Here is a 13,988-nt window from a genome sequence, read left to right as displayed (position 1 = left end):
TTTGGAACCCGGCACGGTGCCACGAGCAAGAAGACCAGGGGGTGTGGCATGACATCCGAGCTGTTTAAACTCGGCGCCCCAAGTGAGTCTGTTGTCAGGGACGGCACAGAGGAAACGGTGGCGTCCTGCGGAGGGCGCCGCCCCCAGCCACCGCCCGTGTCGCGGGTATCCCGGGTTTGAAGATGCAGGAACCGTCTTCCCAGGAACAGCCACCACCGGACGGCGTTGCTCTTCCTCTCCTGGACCCCGCCGTGCTGGAGAAGCTTCGCGAGGAACTCGAGGACGACGACGGCCTGTGGAAGGTTTTCGTGTCAAACTTCGTTGCGTTCCTTCCCAACCGGATTGAGCGGCTCCGCGTGGCCCTGACCACCGGAGACCTGGCTGGCTCCCTGGACGCTGCCCTTAGCCTCAAGACCTCCAGCCAAATGGTCGGCGCCGAAGGCCTGGCCGGGCGTGCCCTCGACCTGGAGCAGGCAATCCGCACCGACCCTGAAGCGGACCCGAACCATCTTCTGCCCTGGCTCGCCGCAACCCACCTCAAAGCGATCCAACGATGCAGCCGTCAAACCACCGATCAGCTCGAAAAATACGCGTCGGATGAATGAACCGGGGAATCAAGCGGACGCAGGCCGGCAACGGTCAGCGACGAGACCAGTATCTTTGGTTCCCACACCCGGAACGGGCGGTGTCCCCTGCGGAGTCCCTTGCTGCTCCGTCCTGTTCGGCGGACACTTGTTCTACCGAGTTATGCAGCCAGCCCAACGGTAGTTATCCAGAGCCGGGGCACCATGTCCAACGCTGACCGTCACTCGTCCCCCTCAGCTGCCCTTGCGGCACACTGCGCCTTCCCGGCGATTCCGGTCATGAGCACAGCCCAGACGGTGGCGCTGATCTTCGTTGCCGCCTTCGTGTGGATCGGCCTGACCCTGATTGTTCTCCTGACGCTGCGCCGCCGCAGGAAAGGGTCCTCCGTTGTTGCTTCCGCTCCCCCACTCCCTGACCCCATCAGCGCCAGGCCGCACAGGCCGTGGCGGCGTGTTCCGTCCGTGACAGGACAAAGCCCGGTGCCACGTCGCCGGCTGAGGCTTCAAAGAGTCCGCCGGCCGCACCAGCACTAGGGAGCCATCATGGATACCGGGACCCTCCTCGCCTACGCTGCCGGCTACATAGCCGCCGGGGTTGGAGTTTTCCTCCTGTACCTTCCGGACATTATTCTGCTCGTCGCGTTGCTGATCGCGGCTGGCTTGCTGCAGCTGGTGCTGCTTCCGTTCGTTTTCCTGGTCCGGAAACTCCGGCGGCGCCCGGCAGCTGACATGGACCCGTCCTGGCTCCTCGATAGGCAGGGACGCTACCGGTAGAGGACCGGCACACTCTAGGAAATGCCGACGCCGCCGGCTCCTGTCATCACGGTGGAGGCCTTTACGTTGGAAGCGCCCGAGTATTAGATACGCGTTTCCCCAGCCCGAGGTGCCTGACCAAAAGCCCGGGCGAGGGAGGGTTCCCGTTTTGCCGAGGCCAGGGGTGTCTAAGCGGTGCAGCAGAAGCAGGGGCGGATGGCTGCGCCGATGCGTGGAGGTTCGGGCAATGCGTGGGTATAGTCGCGAAGGGATTTCTTTAGGGTGCTGGGGGTTGTTTGATGACAGGTATAGCGGGTCAACTGGGTTTTAGCGAGGACGTCAGCCGTGACCTGGATCTGCGGGAGTACGGGCTCGACCCGTCCCTGGACTCACCGTTGCTGCCCAACGCGTCGGTGCTGAATGCTCTCCAGAACCTGGTCCGGCTGGCCACCCAGTTGTGCGGTGCACCCTTTGGCGTGGTGAATATCATCAGTGCCGGGTACCAGCACCAGATTGGCGCTTGGGGTGTTGACCCGGGCGTGTGTTCCCGCGAGGACTCGATGTGCGCCAAGGTCTTCCTGTCCAGGGAGAGGACAGTGGTTCCGGACGCGTCCCGCGACCCCCGTTTTGCCGACAGCCCATTTGTCACCGGTGAGATCGGCCGCGTGCGTTTCTACGCCTCTGTCCCGCTGGAGACGTCCACGGGGTTCGTGCCCGGGACACTGTGCGTGTTCTCAGAAGCTGCCCAGGAGTTGGACCCCGCCCAGGTGGACATGCTGGAGGTCCTCGCCAGGCAGGTTGTGGAGCTGTTGGAGCTACAGCACCGGACGGCCCAACTGGACAGGGCCTACACCGAGCTGGAGGAGAGCAACTCCCGGCTCTCCAATTTCGCCGGCCGTGTCAGCCATGACCTGCGCACCCCGTTGACCACGATGCTGGGCTACTTGGAAATGCTGCAGGATGATTCCAGGATCCAGGCTGTCCCCGGGGCATCGGGCGACCTGGAGAAGATCGACGCGTCCGGGCGCCGGATGCTCGGGATGCTCGAAGACGTCCTGACCTACTCCCGCGTCGGTGGCGGAATCCAGCCCGATTACGTCTCCGTCCAACAAACGGCCAACGAAGTCATGCAGGACCTTGGCATCAACGATCAGCAGATGATTGAAGTACACGACCTGCTCGTGTACGCAGACCGGGGACAGTTCCGCACTCTGCTGCAGAACCTGCTCCGCAACGCGATGAACTACCGCAGCCCGCACCGGGACCTTCACATCAGGATCAGCGGAATCTCCAACTACCACGGCGCCACCGTTTTAGTGGCCGACAACGGCAAGGGCATAGCACCCGAGGACCGGGCGAAAGTCCTGGAACCACTGGTGCGGCTCCACCGGGAAGGCGACGGCCCCGGCACCGGCCTGGGCCTGGCCACCTGCAGCACCATCATGAAAGCCCACGGCGGTGACTTCACGCTGTCCGAAACCCCGGGAGGCGGTACCACCGTCGCGCTCAGCTTCCCAACCGGCACATAGCCACCACACCAACTCCACCGACTCCCTGGACCGCTCCACTGACACCTCAGCGCCCGCTCAGCAAGGTAGGGGCGCGCCAGCCGGCTGGCCCAGTGAAATCCAGCGACGGGACAGGCGCGTTGTGGGCCAGTTAGCGGCCCGGGTTCAGCAGCCGACCTACCCACCGTCACTTACCGGCACTCAAGCTGGTCTAACCGCAGCATCCGCCGCCACGTTCCGTGGTGGTTCCACGTGCCATCTACCGATCACAGAACGCCGCCAAATAGCGCCGAAAGTCATAACTTTTTCGGAGGCTTGCCGAGCGCCGGTCAGAAACGGTCGTCATTGATTCACCTTCCCTAGGAAGTTGGTGCTGATAATTACGTCAAGACATAATTATTTTTTGAGTCGATCCCTGACTGCTTCGTCAAGGAAGTCGATGATCGAAAGTCCGTGCTCAGCCACATAGTCATCCATCTCGTCCCTAAGGCCGATTTCTATCTTTGAGGAGAACGGCTCCATTCGACGTTTGCTCCGAGGACGGCCCGGTCCGGGTCGCCTGCTTGAGGATGGTCGAGGAGCATCCTCAAGCGGTTCACGAGACTGCGTACGCAAAGTTTCCGCGGAAGGCACTTGTTGACTATCGCTTCGGGCAGTCAAAACATCGACTACGTCCGCAGCGGGTGCTTTGCGGATTGCTGATTTTCTCTCTACTGGCATCAGTTGGCTCCATCGATAAAGCGAGCATGCTCGACGAACTTTTCGGTCATGATTACAGCTCCCCTGCTGCTGAGCTTTGTAAGAGGCGCTCTGGAGCTAACTGAGTCCTGCATGGCAGTCCTGAGCGGCAGGTGCGGGCTCCTCACGTCCTTGCCATAGGCAGCCTCCAGTTCACCGATTTGAAAGGCATGCTCGCCAGTGAGGGGTGAACTGGTCTTGTTGATGATGATTCCCAGGAACTCAAGTGCCGGATTCAGATGTGGTAGCGACTGCACCTTCTTCACTGTCTCCAGGAACTCGGTGACACCTTTAACGGAGAAGGCCGCAGGCTCCGTTATGGCTAGGACTCGATCAGCCCAGATAAGCCCATTAAGCGTAAGGCGACCCAGCGCCGGAGGAAGGTCTATAAGGATGTGATCGTAGGCCGCCAATTCCTCAGCGCCCCATGCGGCAGTTTTCAACCGCAATTCGGGAGTCATGAGGCTTTCCGATTCCAGCCGCGCAAGCGACTCCGAACTGGGGATCAGATCAATGCCTGGCCAAGAAGTCTCGGTGATAGCCTCGCCCAGAGTGCCGGCATCTCCCCCGTACAGAACGTCGAAAATGTCGAACTCGCCCGAGCCCTCAAGTGCTTCAGTGACATTGGCTTGAGGATCCAAGTCAATGACCAGCACCTTCTTTCCAATCAACTTGAGCCCGGTGGCAAGTCCGAGGGTCACAGAAGTCTTACCTACTCCGCCCTTTCGGTTCCCTATCGCAGTTACTTTCACAAGTCTCCTCAATCATGATCAATAGATATGTCCATCCGCCAATCTATCAATCCGTCTATCCATCTATATTTACGTCAGGACGTATTTATCCTGCCGGCTCTCGGCCTAGATACGCGCGGGGCCAAGTCCCGCCATCTGCCTATCAATCTATCCATCTTTCTTTACGTCATGACGTATTTATCGCGGCGCGCCGTTGCCGAAAGCTGAAGGCAGCAAGAATGAGGCGTGTGAACATCTCCCCCACTCCGACTTCCGGTGAGCGCGCGGGAGAAACACAGACCAAGGCGATCGCCGGCCAGTCGCCAGGCAGGGCCGCCGAGGGGTATCGCAGGTGGGAGCGCAGGCGTCCTGGAATTGCCCCGGCTAGGCGGAACCCTCACACAAATCCATCTATCTTTACGTCATGACGTATTTATTTCAGCGCGCCAGCTGCGAAAATGAAGCAGCAGCAGAGCCAGGGGAGGAACGTCTGACAGGCGCTCAAACCAAAACATGAATAGCCGGGACAAGCCAACCCCCAATTCCATCGCCATTGCTGAATAGCACCCGATTAGTACCCGCTTCCCGGCTTACTCTCCCTTCCAGTCACGGACCTATCGGAACCGCTCTGCAGGAGTGGATCAGTTAGGGCAAGATGCGTCATGCAAGATTCGGCCCACGGAATAAATACGTCAAGATTTATTCCCTCAGAATGTGCTTTTTCTCCAGCGCTCCGTCTCACGTCAGACGGCAAGATCCAAGGAGGTCAAAGGAGGCTGTCCATACGTCCAAGTCCTCGGCGAAATCCAGCCAATATTGTGCCTACTCAGACCATAGGGATCGGTCTCAACGTCCTTCCAAGCGTCGAAAGTAGTTCAGCCTACTGCTCTTTCCTGGCACGTCGCCTCAAGCCGCATGCCAGATTGCGGCATCGTCGGGTGGCAGCCAGTACTCGTCTCGTTCTGGGTCAAACAGGACGGTTTCTTCAGCCGGGGGCGTCAAGAACCGGTCTAAGTAGGCGTGCCACGCAGCCCGTTCTTGCCGATTACGGCTGATCTGTTCGAGGTAGTCGTCCATAACGCCCAGTCGTGCGGCGAGCATGCGAAGGTTGACTGTGGTGGTCTTCCACGCCTGTCCCCGACGTTGGATCATACCCAAGGCTTCCATCTCCGACAGCGCGGCCGAGCATGCATTCCTGCTGACACCGGTGGCACGTACAAGATCTGCGGTGGTGGGGGAGTGACGTCCCCGTTCGATTGCTTCGTAGACCAGTGCCGTGGCGTCTCCGAGCGCGCGGAAGACGGGCCGGATGGCGTGGATTTTTCCTTTTCGCCAAGTCAATTCCCTGGCGAGTTGTTGGTAGTGCTCAGGGAGTTGGATGAGGTAAATGTCGGCGGTTTTGTGGCGTGCGTCGGCAATCTTGGTAAGGATCCCGTCTGAAGCACTGACAAGCACAGGAAGGAGCCGGGCGATGGTGACGTGGTGTTTGCCCATGGCAGCAGCCAGCGTGCGGCATCCGACGTCGAGGATGTCGGTTTCTTTGGCTCGCATGTAGCCGAGTAATCCGCGAATGAGGAGACGAAGGCTGAGGCCTTGTCGGCCTCTGGCTTGCAGTCTGTGGTCGAGGACTGCGTAGAGGACATTTTCCAGATCGTTCACGAGCTGGTGCAGGCCAGCGCTGCTAAGTTTCCCTGCCCCCCCTGTGATTAAAGTTGGGCTTGTGTTGTTAATAGGGGCACTCTTTTTCCCATGTTTACGGGAATCTCGTTTCGCGTGACCTTGGTTGGAGGTGAATGCCTGGGCCTTGGCCCACTCAGCGGGTAGGAGTCGTGCACGGCGTTCCGGGGAGCCGTAGAGGGCCGCCAGCCCGGGGAACTGGCCGGTGAGCTCGTTCTCGACGTGCTGCAGGGACCAGCCGCAAGCGCTGAAGTGAGTCAGGACAGCCATTCGAGCCTCGGACGGGCTCTTGTACCTGGCCGTGTCATACAGGCCAGTCCGTGCCACCCTGCGAAGCGGAGACTCACTGGCCTTTATCAGTGAGAGCTGCGGCAGGGAGCCGGTTCGTTGCGCGGCCAAAGTCTTGGCAGCCCTAGCTTTGAGTGCACGTTTCCGGGCTAGCTCCGGAGCCAGAGCGCCCCGAAGTTCCATTAGCGCAGAGGCCGGGTTTCGGCGGCGCAGGATGTCGTAGGCCTGAGAGAGTGGCGTGAATAAGGTTTGATGGCCGCCGGCCTTGTGCACCGATCCAGGGACACGAATACATCCGTCTGTGACGTTCTGGTGCGGACTCGGGTCCAGGCTCGTCGCCGTCAGCGCCAGCGCTTCCACCAGCTCCCTAGCTTCGGCCGCATCCAAACGGTCCCGTAGGGGGATATAGAAGTGTCGACCGCCGCTCGGAGAGAAGTCTTCGACGAAGAGGATCCCGCAGCTTGAAAAAATGGCCCGCAGTTGTGCTGCATCCGAATGAACGACGGCTTGGAGCGCTTTGGATGTATCCAAGTCCAGACACAGCGTTGCGACGCTGCCGTCTGAGCTATGGATCATGACTGCTGCGGGGCTCTTCGGCAGTGACGCCGTGATCTTCGAAGCATTTGTCGGACGCGGATACTGGAACCTAGAGCCGACCCATCGGCCAAGCCTGTAGGTCGGCTGCCCGGCGATGAGCGGCGCGAGAAGCCAGGCTTGCTCGGGTGTTGTTTGGCTTCCGACACTCTGAAGGGCATGTGTTGACGCGGATTCGGGGTCCGGTACCATGGACTGCAGTAGCCTTCCTCTCGGGGATGGATATGACAAGATCCACCCACTGGGTGGGTGTTGGATAAAAGTTCAGATCGCGACCCGCCAAGATCATTGATCTGAACTACATATGTTTATGAAGGCCCGCCTAGTGCGGGCCTTCTTCTTTAAGAGGCTCGCGGGATTGGTAAAGCCTCCTGATGGCTAATCTTGTCCAACTGAATGTGGCTCAGGTGCTTCGTCACCAAGTTCGCTACGTAGTCGCTAACTGTCATGCCCTCGGCTTCCGCGACTGCAGCCAGCTTATCGGCGTCGGGAATGGGCATGCGGGTACCAACAAGTCGGCGTTCGCCCTTGCTGCGGCGGCCGCCTCCGTTATTTCCTTTACCAGCCATGAGCCCATTCAAGCGGTAACAGTTTCTTAGAGTCGGGAGCATCTGCGGCGTGTCGCCTAGAAACCTTTGGCCACGGCGGCGGCTGCGGCGAGCCAGGCTCGTTGGGTGGCGGGCTGGAGTGCGTCGTAGCGGATGGGGCCGTTGACCAGGGCGGGGTCGTAGGGGATGCGGACGACTGCGCGCACGTGGGGTGTGAAGCCGTCGGCAATTCTGCGGGCTTCGTCTTTGGCGCGTTTGAGTGCGTCGCCGCTCATGCTTCGTTTGGCGTCGGTGGATTCGGAGACGATGATGACGGCTTTGCGGGCCAGTTCGGCGTCGTGGCCGCCACGGGATTCGAGGGTTTGGAGGGTCAGGCGTGCGGCTTCGGCGCGGTCTTCGATGGCGGTGACGGGGACGACGAGCTGGTTGGTGTGGTGAATCATTCTCCGCCAGTTGGCTGCGCGGGCGGTGTTTCCGGAGTCCATGACGATGAGCCGGTAGTAGCGGGTGAGTACCTGGTGGGCGATGTCTACTTCCTCTGCGGTGACTTCGTGGTCGCCCTCGTCGTTTTCGTCTGAGCGCAGGACGTCGAACTTGTCGGATGTCTGGTGGTGGACGAACTGGGCGATCTCGGCTGCTTGGGCACTGGGGGAGAGCAGGGCTTGGGATGAGTCGATGAGGTCAAGGACGCTGTTGTTGTGGCCGCCTTGTTCGGTGCGCCAGCCGAGTGTGCCTTGTGATTCGTTGTTGTCCCAGGCGACGGTCGCCGCGCCGCTGTAGCGGGCAAGGATCGCTGAGAGCATGACGACGGTGGGGGTCTTGTTTGCTCCGCCTTTGCGGTTGACCACGGCCACGGTGCGGGGACCGGGCCAGTGCTGGCTGACGATGCGGATGTCCTCGCGTTCGGAGAGCTCGTCGGCTGATGGGTCCATGCGGAAGCCGAGCCGGCTGAGAACGCCGCGCCAGCCGCGCGTGGCGGGCTGGAGAACCGGGGCGCTGATGAGGAATGAGGTGTCTTTGAGGCTGCGAGGAGTGGAAGGCCCCGGTTCAGCGGTTGCGGAGGCGGCCACTTCGGGGCGCGTCGCTGCGGCACTGAAAGTCTCGGGTGCAGCACCGGCGGCATTTGTTGGGGCGTCTTCCGGCGGGGTGGCTACGGCACCCGTGGCAGCTTCAACCGTGGCATCGGCCTTGGTGGCCGTCTGGGTCGGCGCTGCGGCCTTAACGAGCAATGAATCCAGTTGCCGGCGGGGGGCGGGTTTGGTCGGGGTGGCTTCGCTGACGACGCCTTCGGGGGAGACGATGATGAGGCCTTGTCCGTCCGGGTCGGTGGTGCTGACCTGGACGGGTCGGCCGAGCTGGGCAGCGGTTTCGGTGATAAGGCGCAGCGCCTTGCTAAGCACGGCGGCTTCGTCGGCGGCCTCGATCGCGTGGGAGGTCCCGTTGATGGTGACTTCGCCGGTTCCGTTGGCGCGGAGAACGGCGTTGATTTTGGGGAAGTCGAGTGCTTGGGTTTCCATCTTCTGTCCTTACTTTGTGCCGTTCGGGGGTGTGAAGCGGTTGACCTGCCAGGGCTTGTCGGCGGCGCTGCGGAGCAGCTGCACGTCGTAGTCGCCGGCGTCGGTGGGGACCACGACGTGGCAGCCGAAACCGTTGTTCTCATCGATCTTGAGCTGGCCTGTTCCGGTGATCTTTGTGACCGGGATGTTGGCGGGGTCAACGTATTGGTAATCGGCGGTGGCCTGGGTGGTGAGGATTTGGCCGAGGTCCTGGATCCATTCCTTGTCCGTGACCGTAGGCCGGGCGTACAGCGTCATGGCCTTGGTCGCGGTGTCCAGTGCGGCTGTCTTGCTTGCCTCGTCCCAGGCGATGCCGAGGGTGGCCGGGGCTGTGCCGCCGGGAGCTTGGGGCTTGCCGCCGGCACTGAGCGTGGCGGGGCTCGTGGCGGACGTACTGACCGATGGTTCCGCTGGTGTTGAGTTGGATACCGGCGCGCAGGCGGTGCACATGAGCAGGGCCGTGAGGGCTGTCAGGGTGCGTTTCATGGTTCCTCCGGTGAGTTGCTTCCGGGCAGGTAGAGAAAGGCGCTGGGAGTACCGTTCTGGACTGTGCGGGTGTAGTAGGTGTGGTCGTTGGGGGCGGGGTTGCCGTTGTAGCCCTCTTCGAGGAAGCTACCGTCGCCGTTGACGGCTTTGACGATGGCGACGTGGCCGTAGGTGCCGTCCGCGCCTCCGGTGCCGGGGGAGTACCAGACGACCGCGCCGACTCGGGGTGTTTTGCCGGTGGGCCAGCCTTTGGCGTCCCAGCCGTCCTTCCAGGTCAGGGCAGAGCCGAGCAGGGCGCCGTCGGGGCGGAAGGTGCCGTTGAGGATCTTGTAGGGGGCGGTGGTGCTGCCCAGTTGCTGGTTGATGCGCCAGAGGGCGAAGTCAACGCATTCGCGGTTGAACATGCCCAGGGGAGAGGGCTGGTAGACCTGGGATGCGCGCCACGGCAGGTCGTCGCCTTTTCCGGATGCGCCGGGGATGCCGCAGGAGCTTGTCCCTCCGGTATCGGTGATCTTGGTATCGCCCAGGGCGGCCACGACTTCCACGGCTGCAGGCCAATAGGTCTGGTAGTGGAATGGATCGGCGTTGCGTTGGACCCTGTGCGCGGCGGTGGTGGGTTCGAGCTGTTCCCACCCGTTGATCTTCGTCAGGCCTGTGAAGAAGTTGGTGGCGGAGACGGTAGGGTTCATGCGGTCCTGGTAGGTGCCCCAGGCGCCGTTGTCGCGCTGTTGGAAAAGGCCCCGGGAGTCCGGGCCCGGGCCATCACCGTGGTCCAGGACGCGCAGGCCGGACTCACCCATGGCGGTCATGACCCCTATGGTCTGGGCCCTGGCGGACAGGCCCATGGCTTTCCCGGCGTTGATGATCAAGGCCGCGTTGCGGAGCTGTTCGCCTTGGTAGCCAGCGATGGCGACCTTGGGCAGCTGGGCCTCGTCAACGCTGACGCTGCCGGCCGTGGGTGAGCAGACGTCGGCATCCGCCGGGGAGCCTCCGCCGAACAGGATGATGGAGAGCACCAGCCCGATGGGTGCGAGGACGGCACCAGCGGCCAGCACAGGCCCGCTCGTTCGTGCTTGCATGTGTCCCCCTCACATCTGTCCTGCTGCGCCTTACGGCTGGTCCTCGTTTACTTCCGGTGTCTGGCCCTTCCTGAGGGTGTTCCGGTTCTCCCAGACCCAGTCTTTGACTTGATCTCTGGCGATTAACCATGTCTTCTCGACTTGGTAGGCAGGAATCACTCCGGTTTGGAGCCAGCGGTACACGGTATTCCGGGACAGCCCGAAGATTTCTTCGAGGTCCTGAGGCGTCAGACGCTCCGGGTACTTGGCGAAGAGTGCTTCCAGGTACTTGGGGTCCACGCTCAGTCCGTCCCACCGCATGAAGCCATCGTAGACCACAAATTGGTACTGTGATGTACTGGAAGTGACTGAAAGGTACTAAAGCTGTTGTTGGGGGTCACTTTTGGCCTTTCGTGTCGGATGGTACCGATACGATCTTTGCGGACATTACAGGGGGATGTGAAATGCCGGTCTCAAAGAATCGCTGGGTGACGTTCGGGGCAGAAACCATTGACGAACCTGTTCCAGTCATCCAGGAACAGGTTTCATTCGTTCCCACAGGGGCTTCAAGGCCGCAACTGAGCGTGCCGCAACCGGATCAGGCGGACAGGCTCCCGAGAAGGAACGTCTCCGGGAGGGAACCGGAGTTCTGGTGGCTTGGTGTCCACGGCGGCGCGGGCGAGACCTCGCTTGCACGCCTGGACAAGAACACCGGGGCAGCCGAACATCACTGGCCTATATCCGCAGCAGGATCCGCTGTAGTCCTTGTCGCCCGTTCCAATATCCCGGGCCTGCGTGCAGCCCGGTTGGCGGCAACTGAATGGGCTTCGGGCTCACTTCCCGGGATCCACGTCGCCGGCCTCGTGGTCATGGCCGACACTCCCGGCCGACTCCCTAAAGAGATCCGCGACTTCTCCCGCGTCGTCGCCGGCGGAGTGCCCCACATGTGGCATTTCCCCTGGGTCGACGGATGGCGCTACGGCCACGACCTTCCCCCCGAAGAACTTCCCAAAGAAGCCCGCACCGCCCTGGAGCAGGTGCACATCGCAATAACTGCCACTGCCGGACTCCCGGCCAAGTAGAAAGAAGAAACCCAATGCTTTTCTCCAAGGCCATGGAATGGTCAAGCTTTACCATCACCGAGATACCGAACCCGGGCACCGGTGAAGCACCTCCCGGCTCTGAAGGGCTGCTGACCATCCTCAAATGGGTCGCATGGATCGTCTTCGGCCTGGCCGTCGCGGGCATCCTGATCACCGCCGGAACGATGATGATCAACAACCGACGCGGTGAAGGCGGCGAGCACGCCGGCCGCCTCGCCTGGGTCCTCGGCGGCTGCATCCTGGCAGCCTCCGCCGGCGGCGTCGTAGGCGCCCTGGTCTAAGGAGCTTCAGCCATGACTGAACCGACAGTGAACGAAGACCAGAACCCACTGACCAAACCTAAGTTCATCATCTCGGCCGTTGTCGTGGCCATCATTGTCGCGCTCGGGATCATCCTGGCCCTGCTCCCCAAAGGGGGAGGAACCCCGACAGCCGAACCAAGCAATGCCGGATCAACCATGGCCAGCGGGCAACCCACCGCAACGGCGGCCCCAAGCATATGTGGCCTGCCCTCTGGCGACCAGGCCAAACCTGCCACCACCCCCACTGACACTAAATGGGAACTGGTCGGCAAGATCGCCGCCCCAACATCACCAGCACAGTTCGGACCCGGCAAGACCGAAGCCAACGGCCTCCGCTCCTGCTTCGCACACTCACCCACCGGGGCGCTATACGCAGCGGCAAACATGACCGCGCTGTCGGCAACTGGCAAAGCAGCCCTCGTTTATGAACAGCTGGCAGTCCCAAGCCCGGAGCGGGATGCCGTGCTGAAGTCATCGCCTACAGCTGCCCCTAGCTCCGTCACCGCACAGTTGGCCGGCTTCACTTTCCGCTCCTATGAGGCTGACCGGGCTGTCATTGATCTTGCCTTCAAGGGATCCAACGGAACCTTTGTCTCCATTCCAGTTCCGCTTCAGTGGTACCAGGGCGACTGGAAGTTCGTTGTCCCGGCCACTGGGGACACAGGCGCCCGGCAGATTACAGACCTTGGCGGATACATCGAATGGTCCGGCGTCTAAATGGCTGACTGCTCGGGCCTGAATGTAATAAATCCCTTTTGCCAAGCTGGCGCGGCAATTGAGGACGCGGCGAACGACTCAATCAAGAACATGGCCAAAGCGATCGCTGACGCCGTCGGACAGACCATACAGACGCTGGGGACGTTCTGGGTGAATGTGGGAACTCCCGCACTAACTTCCGCTCCGGGTGCGTCCACGGCGAGTGATCCGGTGTTGTTCCTGCAGAACAGTCTCTATTTTTGGACGGCTGCCCTTGCTGTGCTGTCCGTCCTTGTGGGATCGGCAAAGATGGTGATCGAACGCAGGGGCGCACCCCTGCGCGATGTGGCGCGTTCACTTGCGACCTTGATTGTTGTATCCGGCGCGGGCGTAGCCGCGGTGGGTCTGCTGACGGTCGCGGCGGATCAGTTCTCTGGCTGGATCATCAAGAACTCCACCGATGGAACGTCGTTCAACGAGAACATCACGGCCCTGCTGGCACTTTCGGCCACCAGCCCGATCGGCTCCATCATGATCATCCTCCTCGGCCTGATCGCGATTCTGGCGTCCGTCATGCAGATCGTCCTGATGATCATCCGCGGTGGCCTGCTCGTCATCCTGACGGGCATCTTCCCCACGGCTGCGGCTTTTACCAACACGGAGGCCGGCAAGGGATGGTTCCAGAAGTGCACGGCATGGCTGATCGCCTTCATTCTCTACAAGCCCGCGGCCGCCATCGTCTATGCGACGGCCTTCCAACTGAGCGGCACCAGGATCTTCGGAAACGTTGGTGAGGGCAAGGACTTTGGCTCCGCGCTCCTGACAACGGTCACAGGGTTAGCGCTGATGGTCATTGCTTTGTTCGCCATGCCAGCGCTCATGCGGTTCGTTACCCCCATGGTGGGTGCCGTTGCTGGCGGTGGCGGGGCCTTGGCGGCGGGAACGGTCGGGGCACTGGCTTCCGGTGCTATCAGCATGGGCAGCGCCGGACGAGGCGGCGGCCCCGCCACCAACGGGGCGGCCACAGCCGACAGCCCTGCGAGCCAGACCCCTGGGTCGCAGGGTCCCTCGGGGACTGGAAGTCAGGGCACCACGGGATCGTCTGGCACGGCTGGAAATGCCGGCGGACGGGGTTCGGCAGCCACGGGCGTGCAGCCCGGGGCTGGCCCGGCAGCATCTACCGGCGCGGGCAGTACTGCGTCAGGCAGTGGGGCTGCGTCTAGTGGAGCGGCCGCCGGCGGTGCCGCCGCGGCAGCGGGTGCTGGTGGCGTCGCCGTGCTGGCCGCCCAGAAGGGCGTTGAAGCAGGCCAGGCCGCTTCCGGGGCGATCAAGAACATGAGCGAAGAATCTACGGGGGGTGCCTGAC

At 61.8% G+C, this 13,988-nt stretch carries 14 protein-coding genes; 8 read left to right on the top strand and 6 right to left on the bottom strand.

Features of this window, described 5'->3' with window-relative positions:
* The first annotated feature begins 182 nt into the window (after window positions 1–182).
* The 4 genes from AB0313_RS18785 to AB0313_RS18770 all read left to right on the top strand — a co-directional run bounded on the left by AB0313_RS18785 (window position 183) and on the right by AB0313_RS18770 (window position 2,866).
* Window positions 183–605, top strand: coding sequence for an Hpt domain-containing protein (locus AB0313_RS18785; protein ID WP_366307477.1), 423 nt, complete (start codon window positions 183–185; stop codon window positions 603–605).
* Window positions 606–863: 258 nt separating this feature from the next.
* Window positions 864–1,118 (top strand): hypothetical protein, encoded by a 255-nt coding sequence (locus tag AB0313_RS18780; RefSeq protein WP_366307475.1) that lies wholly within the window; start codon window positions 864–866, stop codon window positions 1,116–1,118.
* 9 nt (window positions 1,119–1,127) lie between these two features.
* Window positions 1,128–1,358: a hypothetical protein gene (locus AB0313_RS18775; RefSeq protein WP_366307473.1), complete on the top strand. Its 231-nt coding sequence runs from the start codon at window positions 1,128–1,130 to the stop codon at window positions 1,356–1,358.
* Window positions 1,359–1,636: 278 nt separating this feature from the next.
* Window positions 1,637–2,866, top strand: a complete 1,230-nt coding sequence (locus tag AB0313_RS18770) for a GAF domain-containing sensor histidine kinase (protein WP_366307471.1) — start codon at window positions 1,637–1,639, stop codon at window positions 2,864–2,866.
* Between the two features lie 698 nt (window positions 2,867–3,564).
* On the opposite strand, the gene AB0313_RS18765 is transcribed toward AB0313_RS18770, so the two are convergent.
* From AB0313_RS18765 to AB0313_RS18740, 6 genes are all read right to left on the bottom strand, one after another.
* Entirely contained in the window at window positions 3,565–4,335 is a 771-nt protein-coding gene (locus tag AB0313_RS18765) for an AAA family ATPase (RefSeq protein WP_366307469.1), read from the bottom strand.
* A gap of 885 nt (window positions 4,336–5,220) precedes the next feature.
* Entirely contained in the window at window positions 5,221–6,855 is a 1,635-nt protein-coding gene (locus AB0313_RS18760; protein ID WP_366307467.1) for a hypothetical protein, read from the bottom strand.
* Window positions 6,856–7,498: 643 nt separating this feature from the next.
* Window positions 7,499–8,938 (bottom strand): chromosome partitioning protein ParA, encoded by a 1,440-nt coding sequence (locus AB0313_RS18755; RefSeq protein WP_366307465.1) that lies wholly within the window; start codon window positions 8,936–8,938, stop codon window positions 7,499–7,501.
* A gap of 9 nt (window positions 8,939–8,947) precedes the next feature.
* Window positions 8,948–9,463 carry a hypothetical protein gene (locus AB0313_RS18750; protein ID WP_366307463.1) on the bottom strand — a complete coding sequence of 172 codons (516 nt, stop codon included), beginning with the start codon at window positions 9,461–9,463 and terminating at the stop codon, window positions 8,948–8,950.
* Complete coding sequence (locus AB0313_RS18745) at window positions 9,460–10,542, bottom strand: CHAP domain-containing protein (RefSeq protein ID WP_366307461.1); 1,083 nt, start codon at window positions 10,540–10,542, stop codon at window positions 9,460–9,462. The genes AB0313_RS18750 and AB0313_RS18745 overlap by 4 nt, the downstream gene beginning before the upstream one ends.
* A gap of 30 nt (window positions 10,543–10,572) precedes the next feature.
* Window positions 10,573–10,842, bottom strand: a complete 270-nt coding sequence (locus AB0313_RS18740) for a helix-turn-helix domain-containing protein (RefSeq protein WP_087874229.1) — start codon at window positions 10,840–10,842, stop codon at window positions 10,573–10,575.
* A gap of 167 nt (window positions 10,843–11,009) precedes the next feature.
* Between AB0313_RS18740 and AB0313_RS18735 the strand changes: the two genes are divergently transcribed.
* The 4 genes from AB0313_RS18735 to AB0313_RS18720 all read left to right on the top strand — a co-directional run bounded on the left by AB0313_RS18735 (window position 11,010) and on the right by AB0313_RS18720 (window position 13,987).
* On the top strand, window positions 11,010–11,603 hold the full coding sequence (locus tag AB0313_RS18735; RefSeq protein WP_366307459.1) for a DUF6668 family protein: 594 nt from the start codon (window positions 11,010–11,012) through the stop codon (window positions 11,601–11,603).
* A 14-nt stretch (window positions 11,604–11,617) separates the two neighbouring features.
* Complete coding sequence (locus AB0313_RS18730) at window positions 11,618–11,905, top strand: hypothetical protein (RefSeq protein ID WP_366307457.1); 288 nt, start codon at window positions 11,618–11,620, stop codon at window positions 11,903–11,905.
* A 12-nt stretch (window positions 11,906–11,917) separates the two neighbouring features.
* Window positions 11,918–12,643 carry a hypothetical protein gene (locus tag AB0313_RS18725; protein ID WP_366307455.1) on the top strand — a complete coding sequence of 242 codons (726 nt, stop codon included), beginning with the start codon at window positions 11,918–11,920 and terminating at the stop codon, window positions 12,641–12,643.
* Between the two features lie 90 nt (window positions 12,644–12,733).
* Window positions 12,734–13,987: a hypothetical protein gene (locus AB0313_RS18720; protein WP_366307453.1), complete on the top strand. Its 1,254-nt coding sequence runs from the start codon at window positions 12,734–12,736 to the stop codon at window positions 13,985–13,987.
* Window position 13,988 lies beyond the last annotated feature (1 nt).

Source organism: Pseudarthrobacter sp. NPDC080039 (assembly GCF_040702335.1).
In the GTDB taxonomy this organism is placed as follows: domain Bacteria; phylum Actinomycetota; class Actinomycetes; order Actinomycetales; family Micrococcaceae; genus Arthrobacter; species Arthrobacter enclensis_A.
Note: the sequence above shows the minus strand (reverse complement) of the source record. Positions and strands in the feature narration are given on the sequence as shown.

Coding starts and splice junctions, on each gene's coding strand:
- AB0313_RS18785 (WP_366307477.1), top strand. CDS start 183: ATGCAGGAACCGTCTTCCCAGGAACAGCCACCACCGGACGGCGTTGCT.
- AB0313_RS18780 (WP_366307475.1), top strand. CDS start 864: ATGAGCACAGCCCAGACGGTGGCGCTGATCTTCGTTGCCGCCTTCGTG.
- AB0313_RS18775 (WP_366307473.1), top strand. CDS start 1,128: ATGGATACCGGGACCCTCCTCGCCTACGCTGCCGGCTACATAGCCGCC.
- AB0313_RS18770 (WP_366307471.1), top strand. CDS start 1,637: ATGACAGGTATAGCGGGTCAACTGGGTTTTAGCGAGGACGTCAGCCGT.
- AB0313_RS18760 (WP_366307467.1), bottom strand. CDS start 6,855: ATGATCCATAGCTCAGACGGCAGCGTCGCAACGCTGTGTCTGGACTTG.
- AB0313_RS18755 (WP_366307465.1), bottom strand. CDS start 8,938: ATGGAAACCCAAGCACTCGACTTCCCCAAAATCAACGCCGTTCTCCGC.
- AB0313_RS18750 (WP_366307463.1), bottom strand. CDS start 9,463: ATGAAACGCACCCTGACAGCCCTCACGGCCCTGCTCATGTGCACCGCC.
- AB0313_RS18745 (WP_366307461.1), bottom strand. CDS start 10,542: ATGCAAGCACGAACGAGCGGGCCTGTGCTGGCCGCTGGTGCCGTCCTC.
- AB0313_RS18740 (WP_087874229.1), bottom strand. CDS start 10,842: ATGCGGTGGGACGGACTGAGCGTGGACCCCAAGTACCTGGAAGCACTC.
- AB0313_RS18730 (WP_366307457.1), top strand. CDS start 11,618: ATGCTTTTCTCCAAGGCCATGGAATGGTCAAGCTTTACCATCACCGAG.
- AB0313_RS18725 (WP_366307455.1), top strand. CDS start 11,918: ATGACTGAACCGACAGTGAACGAAGACCAGAACCCACTGACCAAACCT.
- AB0313_RS18720 (WP_366307453.1), top strand. CDS start 12,734: ATGGCCAAAGCGATCGCTGACGCCGTCGGACAGACCATACAGACGCTG.